The organism is Dyella sp., assembly GCF_036746095.1.
Taxonomy (GTDB): Bacteria; Pseudomonadota; Gammaproteobacteria; order Xanthomonadales; family Rhodanobacteraceae; genus Dyella_B.
The window spans coordinates 57,496-75,012 of sequence record NZ_DAIOEU010000017.1; the positions used below are offsets into that span (position 1 = coordinate 57,496).

General features: G+C 63.2%; 15 protein-coding genes and 1 riboswitch. Of the genes, 13 read left to right on the forward strand and 2 right to left on the reverse strand.

What is annotated here, in order from left to right:
- Positions 1-9 precede the first annotated feature (9 nt).
- Both V7M64_RS09690 and V7M64_RS09695 read right to left on the reverse strand, forming a co-directional pair.
- Positions 10-1,506 (reverse strand): glycine betaine ABC transporter substrate-binding protein, encoded by a 1,497-nt coding sequence (locus tag V7M64_RS09690; protein WP_333678918.1) that lies wholly within the window; start codon positions 1,504-1,506, stop codon positions 10-12.
- Between the two features lie 101 nt (positions 1,507-1,607).
- Positions 1,608-2,378, reverse strand: coding sequence for an ATP-binding cassette domain-containing protein (locus V7M64_RS09695; RefSeq protein WP_333678920.1), 771 nt, complete (start codon positions 2,376-2,378; stop codon positions 1,608-1,610).
- A gap of 169 nt (positions 2,379-2,547) precedes the next feature.
- Here V7M64_RS09695 and yccS point away from each other — a divergent pair, with 169 nt between their 5' ends.
- The 13 genes from yccS (at position 2,548) to V7M64_RS09760 (ending at position 17,140) form a co-directional block, all read left to right on the forward strand.
- Positions 2,548-4,707 carry a YccS family putative transporter gene (gene yccS / locus V7M64_RS09700; protein ID WP_333678922.1) on the forward strand — a complete coding sequence of 720 codons (2,160 nt, stop codon included), beginning with the start codon at positions 2,548-2,550 and terminating at the stop codon, positions 4,705-4,707.
- Between the two features lie 257 nt (positions 4,708-4,964).
- Positions 4,965-5,106: riboswitch (molybdenum cofactor riboswitch) on the forward strand.
- A complete protein-coding gene (gene moaA, locus V7M64_RS09705) occupies positions 5,102-6,085 on the forward strand; it encodes a GTP 3',8-cyclase MoaA (RefSeq protein WP_333678924.1) in 984 nt (327 codons plus the stop codon). (Overlaps the previous riboswitch by 5 nt.)
- A 3-nt stretch (positions 6,086-6,088) precedes the next feature.
- Positions 6,089-7,090, forward strand: a complete 1,002-nt coding sequence (gene moaCB, locus V7M64_RS09710; protein WP_333678926.1) for a bifunctional molybdenum cofactor biosynthesis protein MoaC/MoaB — start codon at positions 6,089-6,091, stop codon at positions 7,088-7,090.
- Positions 7,087-7,260: a hypothetical protein gene (locus V7M64_RS09715; RefSeq protein WP_333678928.1), complete on the forward strand. Its 174-nt coding sequence runs from the start codon at positions 7,087-7,089 to the stop codon at positions 7,258-7,260. Before moaCB ends, V7M64_RS09715 begins: the two co-directional genes overlap by 4 nt.
- A 3-nt stretch (positions 7,261-7,263) precedes the next feature.
- Positions 7,264-8,511, forward strand: a complete 1,248-nt coding sequence (glp, locus tag V7M64_RS09720) for a gephyrin-like molybdotransferase Glp (protein WP_333678929.1) — start codon at positions 7,264-7,266, stop codon at positions 8,509-8,511.
- Entirely contained in the window at positions 8,508-8,768 is a 261-nt protein-coding gene (locus V7M64_RS09725) for a MoaD/ThiS family protein (RefSeq protein ID WP_333678931.1), read from the forward strand. Before glp ends, V7M64_RS09725 begins: the two co-directional genes overlap by 4 nt.
- Positions 8,769-8,902: 134 nt before the next feature.
- Positions 8,903-9,415 carry a molybdenum cofactor biosynthesis protein MoaE gene (locus V7M64_RS09730; RefSeq protein WP_333678933.1) on the forward strand — a complete coding sequence of 171 codons (513 nt, stop codon included), beginning with the start codon at positions 8,903-8,905 and terminating at the stop codon, positions 9,413-9,415.
- 3 nt (positions 9,416-9,418) lie between these two features.
- Complete coding sequence (locus V7M64_RS09735) at positions 9,419-9,967, forward strand: molybdenum cofactor guanylyltransferase (RefSeq protein ID WP_333678935.1); 549 nt, start codon at positions 9,419-9,421, stop codon at positions 9,965-9,967.
- The gene (locus V7M64_RS09740; protein ID WP_333678937.1) at positions 9,964-10,320 is read left to right on the forward strand and encodes a hypothetical protein; all 357 of its coding nucleotides are present in this window, start codon (positions 9,964-9,966) and stop codon (positions 10,318-10,320) included. Before V7M64_RS09735 ends, V7M64_RS09740 begins: the two co-directional genes overlap by 4 nt.
- A 176-nt stretch (positions 10,321-10,496) precedes the next feature.
- Positions 10,497-11,366, forward strand: a complete 870-nt coding sequence (locus tag V7M64_RS09745) for an extracellular solute-binding protein (RefSeq protein WP_333678938.1) — start codon at positions 10,497-10,499, stop codon at positions 11,364-11,366.
- A 114-nt stretch (positions 11,367-11,480) separates the two neighbouring features.
- Entirely contained in the window at positions 11,481-12,254 is a 774-nt protein-coding gene (locus tag V7M64_RS09750) for an ABC transporter permease subunit (protein ID WP_333678940.1), read from the forward strand.
- The gene (locus tag V7M64_RS09755; protein ID WP_333678942.1) at positions 12,254-13,228 is read left to right on the forward strand and encodes an ABC transporter ATP-binding protein; all 975 of its coding nucleotides are present in this window, start codon (positions 12,254-12,256) and stop codon (positions 13,226-13,228) included. The genes V7M64_RS09750 and V7M64_RS09755 overlap by 1 nt, the downstream gene beginning before the upstream one ends.
- A 720-nt stretch (positions 13,229-13,948) precedes the next feature.
- Positions 13,949-17,140, forward strand: a complete 3,192-nt coding sequence (locus V7M64_RS09760; RefSeq protein WP_333678944.1) for a TonB-dependent receptor — start codon at positions 13,949-13,951, stop codon at positions 17,138-17,140.
- Positions 17,141-17,517: the final 377 nt, after the last annotated feature.

A 17,517-nucleotide genomic window follows, 5' to 3' on the forward strand; every position in this document is an offset into this window, starting at 1 on the left:
TCCTCGCGGTCATTGCCGTGCTTCCAGGCGCATGCCGCGCGGGGTAAGCCAACGCTCGACGCCTTCAAACAGGCCTTGCACCAACAGCGCCATGCACGCAGCGGGAATGGCGCCTTCCAGAATCAGGCCCGTGTCATCCAACCGAATGCCGGTAACGATGGGTTGGCCGTAACCGCCTGCGCCAATCAATGCGCCCAGCGTCGCGGTGCCGACGTTGATCACCGCCGCGATCTTGATGCCTGCCAGGATCGAGCGTGTCGCCATCGGCAGTTCTACCTGGCGCAAGCGCACGCCGCGCGGCAAGCCCAAGGCGGCGGCCGATTCGCGCAGATCCGGGGGAATGCCGATCAGCCCCGCATAAGTGTTGCGCACGATCGGCAGCAAGCTGTAGAGGAACAAGGCGGCAATCGCCGGCCACGTGCCGATGCCGAAGAACGGAATCATGAACACGAACATCGCCAGCGATGGAATGGTCTGCAATACACCGCTGAGCGCCATGACCAATTGACCGAGGCGTTTCGTGCGCGCCGCAAGCACACCCAGCGGTATGGCCAGCAATACGGCGGCGATCAGCGAGATCAACACCAGCCGCAGATGCTCCACCGTCCGCTGCCACAGCCGCGCCCATAGCCCTGCGCCGTCGCCATCCGGCTGCACGCCGAGGAAATCCGCGGCGACGACGGTTTCTTTTTCGCCATGCAACTTCACCATTGCGTTCATCTGCCGCATCGCATCCGCGTCGATACGCCCAGCGAGCTTGTTCAGCACGCCAATGAACCCGGGCGCGCGCCGTTGCAGATCGAGCCGATATACGTACACGGCATCGTAGGACGGGAAATAATGCCGGTCGTCATCGAGCGTGCGCAGGTGGTAGTAGGGGATCTCCGCATCGGTGCTGTAGAGGTCGATCGCATCCACCGCGCCGCTGGCCAGCGCGCGATAGGAAAGCGCGTGATCCAGGCCGCGTACCTGTTTCTGCGGCAGACCGTAGCGTTGGCGCAAGCCGGGCCAGCCATCGCTGCGCGCCATGAATTCGTTGGAGAAACCCAAGCGCAATGCTGGATGCGCGGCCAGGTCCGACAGACTGCGGATATTCAACTGGCCGGCGCGATCCGCGCGCATGCCGATGGCGTAGGTGTCGTTGAACCCCAGCGAACCGGTGATGCCAATGCCAAGCGGCTTGAGCGCGGCGCGCAGGGTGGGAATGTCCGCGTCCGGCGGCACGTTCTTCAGCAGCTCATGCGTGAGCGTGCCGGTGTACTCCGGATATGCGTCGATATCCCCGTGTGCCAAGGCGCTCCACAGAATGGCGGTGCCACCCAGCTCGCGCTGGTGCACCGCCTGCATGCCCGCCTGCCGTGCCGCCAGGCGCGCCATTTCGCCGAGGATCACCGATTCAGTGAACTGCTTGGAGCCAATGCGCACCGGCGCGGCATGCGCGTATTGCGGTAGCAACAGCAGAACGACTATCGCCAACCATGCACGCGCGGTGACTATCAATTTCATCCCCGTCGCCCCGGCGAAGTGACTTTGGGCGTCCAGACAGTCGCTGGATACCGGCCTTCGCCGGGACGACGCTTCAAGATTGAACCGAACGTCATCGCGCTTCATGACACCACACCCCGCAAGGTGCGCTGCGCTTGCACGAAACGGGTCACAAAGGGATCGGCCGGGCGGTGGCATAGATCGTCCAGCCGTCCATCCTGCACCACCTTGCCGTCGCGCATCAGCACCAGGCGGTCGGCAAACCACGCGGCTTCGGCCATGTCGTGCGTCACCACGATCACGGTTTTGCCGAGCTGGTTGAAGATCGTCTTCAACTCATCCTGCAATTCGTGGCGCACGATCGGGTCGAGCGCGCCCAGCGGTTCGTCGAGCAGCAAGGCATCCGGATCGAGCATCAGGCCGCGCATCAGCGCCACCCGTTGGCGCTGGCCACCGGACAGTTCGGCGGGATAGCGCTCCAGCACGCCCTCCGGCAGGTGCGTCAATGCGGCCAGCTCTTCCGCGCGCTGGCGAATGCGCTCGCGGTTCCAGCCAAGGTGGTGCGGCAACAAGGCCAGGTTGCCCAGCGCGGTGAGGTGCGGAAACAGGCCGCCCTCCTGGATCACGTAGCCCACGCGCCGGCGCAGCGCCAGCACCTGTGCCTGTTCCAGGCGCGAGCCATCCACCCAGATCTCGCCATGGTCCGGCCACTCCAATCCCAGCAGCACGCGCAACAAGGTCGACTTGCCCGACCCGCTGCTGCCGATCAAGGCGGTGTTGCTGCCGGCCGGAAAACGCAGGCTGACGTCGTCGAGCGCGATCACGCTGCCATAGCGCTTGTTGACGCCGCGGAGCTCGAACGCTTCGGGAGAGGCGTTGCTGGTGGGAGGCATGCGGGGATGGGTTGGCAGTGGGAGCAGCATTGTAGGCTGGGATGCAATCCTGGCATCGCCATCTGCATGAAAGCCGGGATTCCATGCCTGCTCCCCTGCAAGCGGGAGAGGGAGCTGATCATGCCCCGTTGAAAGGCACATGTTGCATAGCAGCATGTATCCTTGTCCTATGCCCAGCCACCCCGACCTGCTCCACTACTGGCGCCGCCTGCGCGGCTCGGATCGCTTTGCCGAATGCCAGCGTGTGCTGCTCGCGCTCGGCGGCGTGATTCTGTATTGCCTGTGGCGCAACCAAGACGCCGCGATGATCCCCGCCATGCTCGGCGTCATCGCCTGCGCGCTGGCCGAAACCGAAGACCACTGGCGCAGCCGCTCGCTCACCCTGCTGGTCACGCTGTGCTGCTTTGCCGGCGTGGCGTTTACGGTGGAATGGTTGCTGCCGCATCCCTGGCTGTTCGCACCCGCCCTGGCAGCGATGACCTTCGTGCTGGTGATGCTCGGCTCGATCAGCGCGCGCTACGCCACCATCGCCGGCGGCACGCTGATCCTGGCGGTGTACACCATGATCGGCACCGACCAGCCGCATCCGCCTGCTTCACTGCTCACCGAGCCGCTGCAATTGCTCGTGGGCGCCGCCTGGTACGGATCGCTGTCGCTGCTATGGAGCGTGCTGTCGCCGCAGCTCGCCGTACGCCATGCCCTGGCGCGCGTCTTCGATGCGCTGGGCGATTACCTGGAAACCAAGGCGGCGCTGTTCACGCCCGTGCACGGCATCGACCGCGACGCGCTGCTGTTCACGCTGGCCATGCAGAACGAGCAAGTGGTGGACGCGCTCAACGATACCCGCATCGTGCTGATCGACCGCATCGGCATGCGCCGCCCGCGCGGCGCCACGGCGGTGCGCCTGCAGCTGTACTTCAAGGCGCAGGACATCCACGAGCGCGTCAGCTCCGCGCACTATCCGTACATCGAACTGGCCGAGGCGTTCTATCACAGCGACGTGCTGTTCCGTTGCGAACACATCCTGCGCTTGCAGGCGCGCCAATGCCGCAGGCAAGCCGAGGCGCTGCGCCTGCGCACCTCGCCCGAACCCGCCGCCGACCTGCGCGCCGCGCAAAGCGATCTGCGTGATGCGATCCATGCGGTGCGCGGCACGATACAGCCTGCATCCGAACCACTGCTGCGCTCGCTGGACGCCCTGCTGCGCAATATCACCACGATCCAGGCGCTGCTGGAAAACGAGCAATCGCCGATGACGCTCGACGGCGAAGACGGCGCCCTGCAAAACCCTGGCCCGCAAACCGCGCGCGAAGTGTGGGAGCGCATCACCATCCAGCTCACGCCGCGCTCCTCGCGCTTCCGCCATGCCATCCGCCTGGCGCTGGCGTTGACGGTAGGCTTCGGCGTGCTGCACCTGGTGCATCCTCTGCACGGCTACTGGATCCTGCTGACCACCTTGCTGGTTTGCCAGCCGAGCTATGGCGCCACCCTCACGCGCATGCTGCAGCGCGTGTCCGGCACGGTGATCGGCGTGGTGCTGGGCTGGGCCACCCTGCGCCTGCTGCCCGCCGAACCATGGCCATTGCTGCTGACCGTGCTCTCCTGCGTGGTGTTCTTTGCCGCGCGCCTGCGGCGCTACACCCTTGCCACCGCGTCGATCACCGTCTTCGTGGTGCTGTGCTTCAGCGAGGCCGGCAATGGCTACGACGTGATGTGGCCGCGCCTGCTCGATACCCTGATCGGCTCAGCCATTGCTGCGCTGTCGATCTACGTGGTCCTGCCGGACTGGCAGGGCCGCCAGCTCGACCAGGTGCTGTCCAACACGATGCGCAACGATGCGCGCTATCTGCAACAGGTGATCGCGCAATACAGGCATGGCAAGCGCGATGACCTTCCCTACCGCATCGCCCGGCGCGAAGCCCACAACGCCGATGCGGCATTGAGCGGCATGCTCGCCAACATGCTGCGCGAGCCGGGACGCCGGCAACGCGGCAACGAAGACCTGCTGCGCTTCCTGACCATCGCGCACACGATGCTTGGGCATATTTCCGCACTGGGTGCGCATCGGCAGGCGATCGGGTGTGCGGATGCGCGCGATACGGTGACGCTTGTGGGCAATCTGGTGGTTACGCGGTTGGAGCAGTTGGCGGATGCGTTGGTGGTGCGTGCGGGGGCGTTCGCGCCGGAAAGCGAGGCGGAGCAGCGTGTGGTGCCTGCGGCGGATGGGGTGGAGGATGAAGTTGCGCGGTTGGTACTGGGGCAACTGGGGCTGATCTTGGCGCAGCGGGATCGATTGGGGAGTGTGGTCTGCGATATTCGCAATGGATGATGTTTTTCTTTGCTGAAGGGCCTGGCATTGCGCGCGGTGGTTGTATCGCGTGAGTTGAGGCGTTGCCTCGATTTCACCAGACATCCACACTCCATGCAGGTTAAAAAGAAAACCCGGCCTTCATCGCAAGAACGACAAAGTGCAATCAAACCGTCCAGTACACAATTCAACACGCCCCCTGCACAAATCCCCACATGACAAAACCGTCATAGACGAACACCCCCAATCAGCGGATAGTTACATCCACCTCTGAGCGCACTACCACACAACTCCGAGGCACCCGGCCTAAGGTTCTCTTACCGGAATACGGCCAGGCGCCCGTGGTCCCCCAGGGGGCCACCAGGGTGGCCGCGGAAACGCGGCCGCCTCCCCACTTGGAAAGGAGCAAAGATGCATGTCCCCGCTGGCTGATCGGTACGGCCGTCGGTTTCCGTATTTGCGGTTGTCGATCATTCCTGCGTGCAATTTCCGTTGCACGTACTGTTTGCCGCACGGCTACCACGCCGGGGCGAATGCCGTCTCGCCGCTGTCCCTGGCGGAGATCACGCGCCTGCTGCGCGGCTTTACCGAAATGGGCATGCACAAGCTGCGCATTACCGGCGGCGAGCCCAGCGTGCGTAAGGACCTTACCGACATCCTGCGCACGGCCGCCGCCGTGCCCGGCATCGCCAAGCTGGCGATGACCACCAATGGCACCCTGCTCAGCCGCCACCTGCACCAGTGGATGGATGCCGGGCTCAACGCCATCAACGTCAGCGTGGACAGCCTGGACCGCGCGGCATTCGCGCGCATCACCGGCCATGACCGGCTGGATGACATCCTGCATGGCGTGGACATGGCGCTGGCTGCCGGCCTGCCATCGGTCAAGCTCAATGCGGTGCTGTTGCGCGACGTCAACGACCGGCAGCTGCCGGCCTGGCTGGATTACCTGCGCGACCGGCGTATCGGCGTGCGCTTTATCGAATTGATGCAGACCGGCGACAACCTGCCGTTCTTCCGCGACCATCACGTGCGTGCGGAAACGCTGGAAGCGGAATTGCTGACGCACGGCTGGCAAGCGTTGCCGCGCGCCGCCGATGCCGGCCCGGCGCGCGAATACCGCCACGCGGACTACGCCGGCCGCATCGGCATCATCGCGCCCTATTCCAAGGACTTCTGCGCCGGCTGCAATCGCCTGCGCGTCACCGCCACCGGCGATCTGCGCCTTTGCCTGTTCGGCGAATTCGGCATTCCGTTGCGCCCGCTGCTGCAGTCGGACGATCAACTGGAAGACCTGGTGCGCGCCATCGGCGGACAGATCGGCCGCAAGGAACAGGGGCATTTCCTGCACGAAGGGCGTACCGGCATCACGCCTCATCTCGCATCTACCGGGGGTTGATTCATGTATCAGCGCGAGGAACGCGCCCACTTTCATATGGCCGACGTGCGCCGTAAGCGCATCACTGCGCGTCGTGCAGTGGCCGTTGGCGAATTGAGTGCAGGCGCCGATGCATTTGCACAAATCGTCGAACGCCGCCTGCCGAAGGGCGATGCGATGGTCATGGCGGAAATCGCCGGCCTGCAAGGCGCCAAGAACGCATCGCAGCTGATGCCGCTGTGCCATCCCCTGTCATTGGAATACATCGACGTACGCTGCGAACCGGTAAGCGAACGCCACGCCATTCGCGTCTATTGCGAAGTAGCAACCTTCGCGCGCACTGGCGTGGAGATGGAAGCACTGGCCGGCGCGAGCGCGGCGTTATTGACGCTCTATGACCTGACCAAGCCGGTGGAGCCCGCCCTTTCCTTTGGCGGCGTGCGTTTGCTATTCAAGGAAGGCGGCAAGAAAGGCTTGTGGCTGCATCCGGAAGGGATGAGCGAGGCGGAGCGCGAGCACTACAAGCCGCGCGGCATCGCCAAGCTCGATGGCATCAGTGCCGTGGTGATCACGCTGAGCGACCGCGCCAGCCGTGGCGAATATGCCGATGCTTCCGGCCCGTTGCTGGTGGAACGCCTGCGCGGCCTGGGTGCGGATGTGCATGACGTCGAACTGCATCCGGACGAACCCGAGCCGCTCGCCGCCCGCCTGCGCGAGCTTGCCGGCAGCGGCGTCAAGCTGATCCTCTGCACTGGCGGCACCGGACTCGGCCCACGCGATCGCACGCCCGAGGCACTGGCGATGGTGGCGGATCGCCATGTCGATGGCATCGGCGAACTGTTCCGCAGCGAAAGCAGCCAGCACACGCCGATGGCCTGGCTGAGCCGTGCGGATGCGGTGCAGGTCGGCAGCACATTGGTCATTGCGTTGCCGGGCAGTGCGAAAGCCGTGGCGCAGGGCATGGATATCCTGGCGCCCATACTTGCACATGCGATAAGCATGGTTGCAGGCGAGGGACATGCATGAGCAAGCAGCTCAAATGTCACGACAGTCTCCATGTCGTCAATCCAGCGAACGGTGAGGCGTCTTTCAACAGCGAATGCTGGTCAATCCAGCGACTGTTGCGCGGAAAGGCACTGGATGCCAGCTTTCGCTGGGATGACGGGTGTGAGAACACCGGCTGCCTGGGATATTGACGCATGAGCCAGGACACGCTCACCTACGAAGAAGCCGTGCGCATCGTGCGCGGCGCCTGCGCAAAACTCGCTGCAGAAGAGTGCCCTATCGGCGCATGCATGGGCCGCGTGCTTGCCGAACCCGTCATCAGCACGGTGGACCTGCCGCCCTTCGACAACTCGGCCATGGATGGTTTTGCGCTGAGCGGCAGGGCGATCGTTCCTGCCGGCGCCGAGCTGGATATCGAAGGCGAGCAGGCAGCCGGCGACGGAGTGAGCCGTGCCGGCATCGGCGCCTGGGAGATCATGACCGGCGCGCGCATTCCCGACGGACTGGATCGCGTTGTCCCGGTCGAACAGACCGAACGCTTCGGCCCCTCGCGCGTGCGCCTGCTGGCCGACGTAGCGCCTGGACAGAACGTGCGCACGGCCGGCTCGGATGTCGCGCATGGCGAAAATGTGCTGCATGCCGGCACTGCTTTGCAGGCGCAACACCTGATGCTGTTGGCGGCGCTCGGCGTTGCCAACGTATCCGTCGCACAGCGCCCGCGCATCGCGGTGATCTGTACCGGGCGCGAATTGGTCGACGATCCCGCGCAAGCATTGGCGCCGGGCCAGATCCGCAATTCCAACGGCCCATTCCTCGCCGCGCGCCTGCCGCTTGCCGGCGCGGACGTCGTGCACGTGGAAACGGTGGGTGATGACGTGGATGCGTTTGAAGCGGCGATGCGCCGCGCGCTGGAGGCCGGCGCGAAAATCGTCGTGACCAGCGGCGCCGTGTCGATGGGTCGCTACGATTTCGTGCCCCAGGCCTTGGACCGTCTGGGCGCGCAAACGCTGTTCCACAAGGTAGCGATCCGTCCCGGCAAACCGCTGTTGTTCGCGCGCCTGCCGGGCGATGTATTGCTGTTCGGCTTGCCGGGTAATCCCATTGCCGTCGCGGTGGGGTTGCGCTTTTTCGTGGAGCCTGCGCTGCGCGTAATGCTCGGTTTGCCAGCGGAAGCCGTGCGTCGCGCGGCACTGATCAAGCCCTACAACAAGAAGCCGCGCCTGCGTTTTCATCTCAAGAGCCGCCTGCACGTCGATGCGCAAGGACGCCTGGGCGTGGAGGTGCTGGAAGGACAGGAGTCCTACCGCATCCGTCCGCTCGCCGATGCCAATGCATGGGCGGTGGTGCCGGCCGATGTCGATGCGCTGCCCGCCGGCGCGATGGTGCGCGTATACGGAGCCGGGCATCTGGAATTCCCCCTGCCTGATGGGAGCGCCGCATGAAGGTTCGCATAGCCCTGTTCGGCGCACTGCGCGATGCCGATCCGCACGGCTTTATCGAGCTGGAAGCACCGGCATCTTGCACCATCGCCGAGTTGCGCGATTTGCTGCGCGCGCATCTGCGCGAGCAGGCACCGCATATCAGTGCGGGGCTGGTACAGCGTTCGGCGTTTGCCAGCAACGATGAAATCCTGCACAACCACCGCATGCTGCCGGAGGATGGGCAGCTGGCGATTTTGCCGCCGGTGAGTGGTGGCTAATATGGACCGCACAGCCTCATGGCCGTCATTCCCGCGAAAGCGGGCATCCACCTTTACTCTTGCATCAGAGCAATATGGATTCCCGGTTTCGCGGGAATGACGGCAGTAAAAGAAATTTTCGAGCACTGACACCCATGACCGACCTGCACACCGCCGTCATCGACATCTGCGAAGCGCAACTGGACCCCGCCGCCGCGCTCGCCTTCGTTTCCGACCCGCGCTTCGGCGGCATCGACATGTTCATCGGCAAGGTGCGCGAACACAATCTCGGCCGCGTCGTCACCGGCATCAGCTACGACCTGTTCGAGCCGCTGGCGCTGCGCACCTTCCAGGAAATCGGCGAGCGCGCGCGCAAAGAAATCGGCAGCCCGATGAAGCTCTACATCGCCCACGCCAAAGGCGAGCTGCGCATCGGCGAAATCGCCGTCATCGTCGCCGCCGGCACACCGCATCGCGACGAAGCCTTCCGCGCCTGCCGGCTGGCGATCGAAGCGGTCAAGCACGAAGCGCCGATCTGGAAGCAGGAGCACTACATCGATGGCGACAGCGCATGGAGCGAAGGCTGTTCCCTGTGCGAAGAACAGCGCGAAGCCGAACAGGCCGCCGCGCACGGCCAGGAAACGCATGCGCACGGGCACGAGCACTGACGCATGTCCCTGATCGGCGTGGTGCTCGCCGGTGGCCTTTCCTCGCGCATGGGGCGCGACAAGGCGTTGCTGCCGTGGCGTGGACGTCCGCTGATCGAGCACCAGATCGATACATTGCTGGCCGCGGGCGTGCATGCCGTGAAAGTGAGCGGCGATCGCCCCGACTATCGGGGCGTGACCGATCCGGTATCGCACGCGGGACCCGTCGGCGGCATCGCAGGCATTGCCGCAGCTTGCCCGGATGGCGTCTTGCTGATTGTTCCGGTGGACATGCCATGCCTGCAGCCATCATTGCTTGTGCGCCTTCGCGATACCGCATCCACGGCCGGTTGCGTGCGCTTTACGGACCACGTGCTACCGATGCGCCTGCAGCTGGACGCACGTTGCCGCGATGCCTTGCACGTACTGCTGACCTCGCACGACAAGCGCGTCCGCTCTTTGCGTGCATTGCAGGAACGCGTGGGCGTGCAGGAGATATCCCTGCCCATGGATGAAGCGGCACAATTGGTCGACTGCAATACGGAACAAACCTGGCGAGAGGTGAATGCATGAGAGTGCAACTGGAAGGCCAGAGCCTGCGGCTGCGCATCGATGAAGACGAGCTGGCCCGGCTGCTGGAAGGCGGTTCCGCGGACAATCGCACCAGCCTGCCCGATGGGCATATCGAGATACAGCAAGTGAGTTTGTCGCCGCGGATCGAGTGGCGGCGGGAAGGCACCGTGCTGCACATCTGCCTGCCGGAACAGGAAGTGCGCACGCTGAGCGAACGGCTGCCGACGCGGGACGGTTTGCGGTTCGCGCTTTCCACGCCGAGCGGCGAAACGCTGCAGATCCTGTTCGATGTGGATGTGCGCGATAGCGCGCGCAAGCGTGTGCAGAAGCCTTCAGGAAGGAATGCCACATGACGTTACGCATTGCTCACTCTGCCCTCCGGGGAGAGGGCTGGGGTGAGGGGGCAGGGCTTGTCTCAAACCCCATCAAAGCCACGCTTCGTAAGCCGTACTTTCGCAAGACCGGCCTCTCACCCTTCCCTCTCCCCGGAGGGGAGAGGGTTTGCAAGCGCGTACTCTGCGCATTGTTCTTGAGTCTTATCTCTGCGGCAGCCACCGCACAAACCACCCCTACGCTGCGCATCGCTTACGCCGGCTCCATGGGCGTGGTCATGGACAACGCCGCCGGCCCCACCTTCGCCAAAGCCCATCACGCCACCTACCAAGGCATCGGCCAAGGCTCCTACGCCCTGGCGCGCCTGCTTGCCGCGCACCAGTTGCAAGCGGACGTATTCGTCACCATCACCCCTGGCCCCATGCAAGTGCTCAAGCAGGCGGGCTTGGTGCGCGTCGCGGTACCGGTCGCCAGCACGCAGATGGTGGTGATCTACAGCCCGCATAGCCGTTTCGCCAACGAGCTTGCCGCAGCATCGCAGGGTAAAAAGAAGTGGTACGAGGTGTTGCGCGAAAGGGGTTTGCGGCTGGGGCGTACCGATCCGGCGGTCGACCCGCAAGGCGCGAACGTCCTGCTAGCCCTGCAGCTGGCGGCCGACTACTACCATCGGCCCGATCTGCTGAAGGCCATCGCCGGCGCAAGCGGGAATCCGGCGCAGATCTTCACCGAACCGTCCTTGATGTCGCGGCTGGAAGCCGGCCAGATCGACGCGGCCATCGGTTACCTCAGCGCCGCGCAATCGCATCACCTGCCGACGATTGCCTTGCCGGGCGAAATCAATCTCGGCGATCCCGATATGCAGAAGCCGTGGTACGACCGTGCCTCCATCACGCTGGATAACGGCAAGACCTTGCGCGTGCAGCCATTGGTGTTTTACGCCGGCGTGCTGGGCAATGCCCCGCAGCCGGCGTTGGCGCGGGATTTCGTGGGCTTTCTGCAAAGCGCGCAGGGGCAGGCACTTTTTCGCGAGCATGGTTACAGCGCGCCGCGCGGAAATGATTTGTAAGCTGCTGCGTCGGCTGGGATGGCACTCCCTGCATCATGGCGCTGAAAGAAAGCTGGGATTGCCATCCCAGCCCACGACATCCCAACCTGCCACGGGTATCTCGCTAGAGCAGACATGACGCGCACGGTATTCAAGCCCCGGTTTCCAACACTCATCAGCTTGCTGACGCTGTTGTTGCTGGCCGCGCCCTTCATCGGCCTCGCCTTCGTCACGTCGTGGCGTCACCTCGGCTTTGCCGACGGCGACGGCAGCGCCATCGCCGTATCGCTGGGCTACAGCGTGCTCGCCCTGATCCTGATCATCGCCTTGGGCACGCCACTGGCCTGGTGGCTGGCGCGGCATCGCATGCGCGGCCAGTGGCTGATCGATGCGCTGTTGCTGCTCGCCTTGCTCACACCACCGCTTGCACTGGGCTTGCTGCTGGCCTCCATGTACGGGCCGTATGCGCCGGTTGGCAACATGTTGGAACGTGCGGGCCTGGTGCTTACCAACTCCGGGCCGGCCTTCGTGATGGCGCAGTTCTACAGCGCACTGCCCTACTACGTGATTGCCGCACGCGCCGCCTTCGAAGGCGTACCGCGTGAGCTGGAACAGATCGCGCTGACGCTGGGGCATTCGCCGTGGCGCAGTTTCGTGCGCGTGAGCCTGCCGATGGCGAAACTCGGCCTGGCCGCGGCCATCGCACTCGCGTGGGTGCGCGCACTGGGCGAATTCGGCGCGGTGTTGATCGTGGCGTACTACCCGCAGGGCATCCCGGTAAAGCTATGGGTGAATCTGCAGAACATCGGCTTGGATGCGGTCTATCCGCTGCTGTGGGTGTTCTTCCTGGTGGCCATGCCGTTGCCATTGATCCTTGGCCTGGCCGCGCGCCGCAGGCGCCTGATCTGATGCGTATCGATTACCGTATCGAACGCCCCATCGCCTTGCATGCCGCCTTCGACGTCGAAGGTTTTACGGTATTGCTTGGCGCCAGCGGCGAAGGCAAATCGCTGTTGCTGCGTGCCATTGCTGGCTTGACGCCGGCACAAGGCACGCCCTTTGGCGGCATGCCGCCGCAACACCGCGCGGTGGGTTATCTGCCGCAAGGCTATGCCTTGTTTCCGCATCTCAACGCCTGGCAGAACGTCGCCTTTGCCTTGCGCGGCACGCAGCGACGCGCGCAGGCGCTGCAACTGCTGGAACGCGTGCACATGGCGGAATTCGCCGAGCGTTATCCGGCCACGCTATCGGGCGGACAACAGCAACGCGTGGCCCTGGCGCGCGCCTTGGCACGCCGGCCGCAATTGCTGTTGCTGGATGAACCTACCTCGGCGCTCGATCCGGCCACGCGCGACGATGTCATCGCCGAATTGATCGGGGAGGTGCACGAGTTCGGCATACCTGCGCTGGCCGTCAGCCACGATCCGCACCTGGCTGCAGTGGCCGATAGATTGGTGTTGATGCACGGGCGGCGCATCATCCAGATCGGCTCGCCGGCCGAGGTCAATGCCAACCCTGTCGATGGCTCGGCGGCCCGCTTGCTGGGCCATCGCAATGTGCACCGCGGGCGTATCGATGCGCGGCGATTGCTGTGGCAAGACGGCGGCATTGCGTTGCCCGTCCACAGCCATGCGTTTGAGGGAGAGGTGGATTGGGCGATCGATCCGGAGGCGATCCGCCTGGTGAATGCACGCGATGATGTGCCGGATGCCGTTACGGTGTCGATCGAAGTGCGGCATGTGATCGGACGCACAGTGCAGTTGGGTATGCGATGCGGCCAGGGACGATTATGGGTATCGGTACCCGTCAGCCACGCTGTTCCCGAATCGGTCGCCGTGCAGTTGCCAGCCGAAGCGATTCGATGGTGGAAACCGAATGCGTAAGCCGCGATGGCAATCTCGGCTTACGCGCAAGTTCTGTTGATGCTGAGGTTGCGCCACACCGACGCGTTCATTTTGCTGCGAGCGCCATTACAAGCCTGCATCACCAGGACCAGCTGATGGCGATCGAGCGCCAATGCGTGTTAACGCTATCATCTTTACGCTGAAATCCACGCACAGTGGCGCGCAGAAGATCACGCTTCGCAGGGGCTGACGCGCTGCCGGCGAAGACCGGAATGATGATCCGCGCTGGAACATGCGGCTATTGCCGGAGGCGAGAAAAAGCGCATATGGCCGGGCAAAGCAAGCCATGGCTTTATGAATTTGCACGCGCAAGATTTGCCTGATCGCGCACCATTCCAGTGCCGCATCGCCTCCAGTCAAGCGGATCGCTCACGTGAAGACTTTGCATTTTCTGCCCCACGGCCAAAATTCCTGCACCATATTTTTGCAACGCATCAAACATTTCGATCCATAAATCATGGGATTGGTAGCGCTAACTCCATGCGGCGACTGCAAACGAAAAATCATTAAAGTCCATCCGCTGTTTCGTAATTGTGCCTGCATAACCTGTCATATCCACTACGCCAAGCCCGAGACGGGGCGCCGGGGGGCGCCTTCGAATGTTTCATGGGCCAGGTCCGGCATGACGATGAAAAACACATACGCCGGCTGGTGCACGCCAGTGACGGCCTTTGCATACCGACGAGGGGAGTGTCGAAGATGAAGAGCAAGAGGCAAGCTTTGGGATTGCAGCATGACGCGTATCCACCTGCCACCGTTTCGCTGTCCGGCCGCCGATTGGCCATTGCCATCGCCGTGGGCCTGGCACTGCTGGACGTACCGGCCATGTCCTTGGCGCAAAATACCGGCCCTGCCGCCGACGTATCAACGCAAAAGCCTGCTACAGCCGATGCAAAGGCCGATCCGGCCCGGAAGAAAAAAGCCGAGCAACCAAACGACATCAAGAACCTTGCCGGCGTCACCGTCACCGGCATTCGCGCCAGCCTGGAGTCGTCGCAATCGCTGAAACAGAACGCCGACCAGATCATCGACTCGGTCACCGCCACCGACATCAACGCCCTGCCCGACCGCAGCGTGACGGAGACCCTGCAGCGCATCAGCGGCGTGACGGTCGACCACTATCTGGCCGACAACGATCCGGATCATCCATCCGCCGAAGGTAGCGGCGTATTGATTCGTGGTCTTCCCTATGTCGCCAGCTTGCTCAACGGCGGCGAAAGCTTCTCGGCCAACAACGGCCGTTCGCTGAGCTTCGAAGACGTGCCGGCGGAGCTGATGCAAGGCGTGGACGTATACAAGAACCCGTCAGCGGAACTTATCGAGGGCGGCATCGGCGGCACGGTGGATCTGCGCACACGCATGCCCTTTGACGCACCGGGCCAGGTGGCAGCCTTCTCGACCGGCATCAATAAAGGCGACATGTCCAAGCGGAGCAAGCCGTCCGCATCGTTCCTGTACAGCAATCGCTGGAAGACCGAAAACCTTGGCGAATTCGGCTTGTTGTTCGACGTGTCGTTCTCCGAACTGGCCTCGCGCACCGACGGCATCCAGGTCAATCCCTACGTGCTCGAACCGGAAAACGGGCTCGGCAATTGCCCATGCGAACCCACGTCGTCCGCAGGCAACGTGGCGATTCCGGGCGACATCAACTACTACGAGATGGACATGCAACGCCGGCGCACCGGCATTTACGGCGCGTTCCAGTGGCGTCCTACCAACAACCTGGAATTCGATTCACGCTTCTTCCGCTCCAACTACAGCCTTCAATGGCAGGAGCACGAAGTGCAGGCCAACGAAGGCAACTACTACAACATGATCCCGGTGCCGGGCACGTCGTTCAGCTACGACAACGGCGTGTATGAGAGCGGCGACATGGTGTCCGCATCATGGCAAGGCGGAGGTACCGGCCCGGCCAAGGCCACGTTGAGTACGGGGTACCCGCCGATCGGCGGTCCCAATTACTACGCCCTCACCCGCCAGCAAAGCCAGTTCGTTCGCACCACCGACTGGACCAACACGTTCAAGTACAACATCAGCGACAACATGATCTGGTCGGGCGGGGTCCAGCTGGTCAAGTCCACCGCCAACACCACGGACTTCACGGTCTACAACCAGTTCTTCATGCCACCGTCCGAGGTGAACATGGGCAGCGGCACGCCCAGCCTTACGCTGTTGAACAACACCACGTACAAATACATTCCATCGAACACCACTAACCCCAATAGCCTGACCAATTACGCCAACTACTATCTCGGCGCCGCGCTGGATCATCTCGAATACGACTACGCGATGCTGCGCGCCGTGCACACCGACTTCGAATACAACTTCCAGGACAGCAATTGGTTGCAGTACTTCCGTGTCGGCCTGCGTTTTACCAGCCACGACACCTACAGCAACAACAACAGCAGCAGCTACAACTGGGGTCCGATCAGCCAGGATTGGCAGAGCGGCTACACCGGCCCCTCGTCACTGGATTGGGCCAACAATGTTCCGGCCTGGATGAACCAGCAGTTCACGTTCAGCAATTTCTTTCGCGGCCAGACCAGGTTGCCCAGCACGCTGGTGTTTCCCACCATGGCATTGGTGGGCAACTACTACGGTGCAATTTCGGCGTTGCGCGCGCTTGAAATGTCCGGTGTCGCTGGCGGCTGGTGTCCGCAAGTCTTCAGCACGGCACAAGGCGATGTGTGCAATCCCGGCTCGGGCATGAGCGCCGACTACATGCACGAATCCACCCAGGCCGCGTATGCCTCGCTGTATTTTGGCAACGACACCGCGCTGGGCATTCCCTTCGATGGCAACATCGGCATGCGCTTCGTCCGCACCAGCGTGAACGCGAACGGCTCGGTGACCTATCCTTCGTCGGACACCATCCAGAATTCCGCAGGCATCACGCCCGCCGAGATGGCGCTGTTCAATGGCGCCACCACGCCCATCAACGGTGCTTACAGCTACCACAACCTGCTACCCAGCCTTAACCTGCGCTTCAAGCTGACCGACGATTTGCAATTGCGCCTGGCCGCGTCCAAAGCCATCACTCGCCCGACCATCAGCCAGCTCAATTCGTACATGGTGATCGGTACGTCATGGAGCTCGACCGGCCCCGGCCAGCAGGCACAGCTCGCCGGATTCAATGCCACCACCGGCGGCAATCCCAGCCTGAAGCCGATGGAAGCCAACCAGTTCGATGCGGCGTTGGAGTGGTATTTCGCGCCTACCGGCGAGCTGTACACCACGGTGTTCAAGAAGAACATCTCCAACTACATCACTACCGAAGTCCACACGCAGATCATCGATGGCGTACCGGTGGCGGTAAGCGGCCCCACCAACGCGGGCAAAGGCACCGTCAAGGGCGCCGAAGCGGGCTACTCGCAGTTCTTTGATTTCCTGCCGGGCCCCTTGAAGGGTTTGGGCGTGCAGGCCAACTACACCTTCTTGCAGAGCAGCAAGGTGCAAGGCACCACTTCCTGCGACCCGAACCACGGCAACGGCTCGTGCCCGTCCACCGATGTCGTCACCAATCCAGGCCTGCCGATGCAGGGCCTGTCGCCGCACAACTACAACGTCACGGGCATGTATGAGTACGGCAACTGGTCCGCGCGCCTGGCCTGGTCGTGGCGCAGCCGCTACCTGATCACGCCGGTCGATTCGGGCGATACGTACTTGCCGATGTGGAATGCCGCATCCGGACAGCTCGATGCGTCGATCTTCTATCACCTCAACAAGAACATGCAGCTGGGTTTGCAGATGAACAACCTCACCAACACCGTGCAGAAGGTGCTGATGGGCCCGACCACGTACGTCAACGGTTACGTGGACTGGAACCTGTACACGCGCGCGCTGTTCATGACCGATCGCCGCTACGAGCTCGTGTTCCGCGCCAACTTCTGACGTTTCTCGGCTTGTCCCCGTTACCGCTGCCGGCATATGTGTGCGTGCCGGTGGCGGTTTTTTTGTAGATTGGGGTGAGCCGCGGCCGAACCCCAACGCTGCGGGGTGAGCCAGCCGATGTTGGGGTTCGCGTACCGCTCACCCCGCCCTGCACCGCTTGCTGGTCATTCCGGCGCAGTCCGGAATCCAGTAAAAAATGGCCGTGCGCAGCACACGACATAAAGGCTTAGCGTGCTTCGCACGATGTATATAACTGGATTCCGGCCTGCGCCCACTGCTGTCCTGGGAAATTTTTCGCTGTTCTGCGGGAAAGCTAAAACGACGTCATTGTGAAACAAGAAACCCCCGGCATTGCCGGGGTGGCTGGACCAGTTTGA

Coding starts and splice junctions, on each gene's coding strand:
- V7M64_RS09690 (WP_333678918.1), bottom strand. CDS start 1,506: ATGAAATTGATAGTCACCGCGCGTGCATGGTTGGCGATAGTCGTTCTG.
- yccS (WP_333678922.1), top strand. CDS start 2,548: ATGCCCAGCCACCCCGACCTGCTCCACTACTGGCGCCGCCTGCGCGGC.
- V7M64_RS09750 (WP_333678940.1), top strand. CDS start 11,481: ATGACGCGCACGGTATTCAAGCCCCGGTTTCCAACACTCATCAGCTTG.
- V7M64_RS09735 (WP_333678935.1), top strand. CDS start 9,419: ATGTCCCTGATCGGCGTGGTGCTCGCCGGTGGCCTTTCCTCGCGCATG.
- V7M64_RS09755 (WP_333678942.1), top strand. CDS start 12,254: ATGCGTATCGATTACCGTATCGAACGCCCCATCGCCTTGCATGCCGCC.
- V7M64_RS09725 (WP_333678931.1), top strand. CDS start 8,508: ATGAAGGTTCGCATAGCCCTGTTCGGCGCACTGCGCGATGCCGATCCG.
- glp (WP_333678929.1), top strand. CDS start 7,264: ATGAGCCAGGACACGCTCACCTACGAAGAAGCCGTGCGCATCGTGCGC.
- V7M64_RS09740 (WP_333678937.1), top strand. CDS start 9,964: ATGAGAGTGCAACTGGAAGGCCAGAGCCTGCGGCTGCGCATCGATGAA.
- V7M64_RS09730 (WP_333678933.1), top strand. CDS start 8,903: ATGACCGACCTGCACACCGCCGTCATCGACATCTGCGAAGCGCAACTG.
- V7M64_RS09695 (WP_333678920.1), bottom strand. CDS start 2,378: ATGCCTCCCACCAGCAACGCCTCTCCCGAAGCGTTCGAGCTCCGCGGC.
- moaA (WP_333678924.1), top strand. CDS start 5,102: ATGTCCCCGCTGGCTGATCGGTACGGCCGTCGGTTTCCGTATTTGCGG.
- moaCB (WP_333678926.1), top strand. CDS start 6,089: ATGTATCAGCGCGAGGAACGCGCCCACTTTCATATGGCCGACGTGCGC.
- V7M64_RS09760 (WP_333678944.1), top strand. CDS start 13,949: ATGAAGAGCAAGAGGCAAGCTTTGGGATTGCAGCATGACGCGTATCCA.
- V7M64_RS09715 (WP_333678928.1), top strand. CDS start 7,087: ATGAGCAAGCAGCTCAAATGTCACGACAGTCTCCATGTCGTCAATCCA.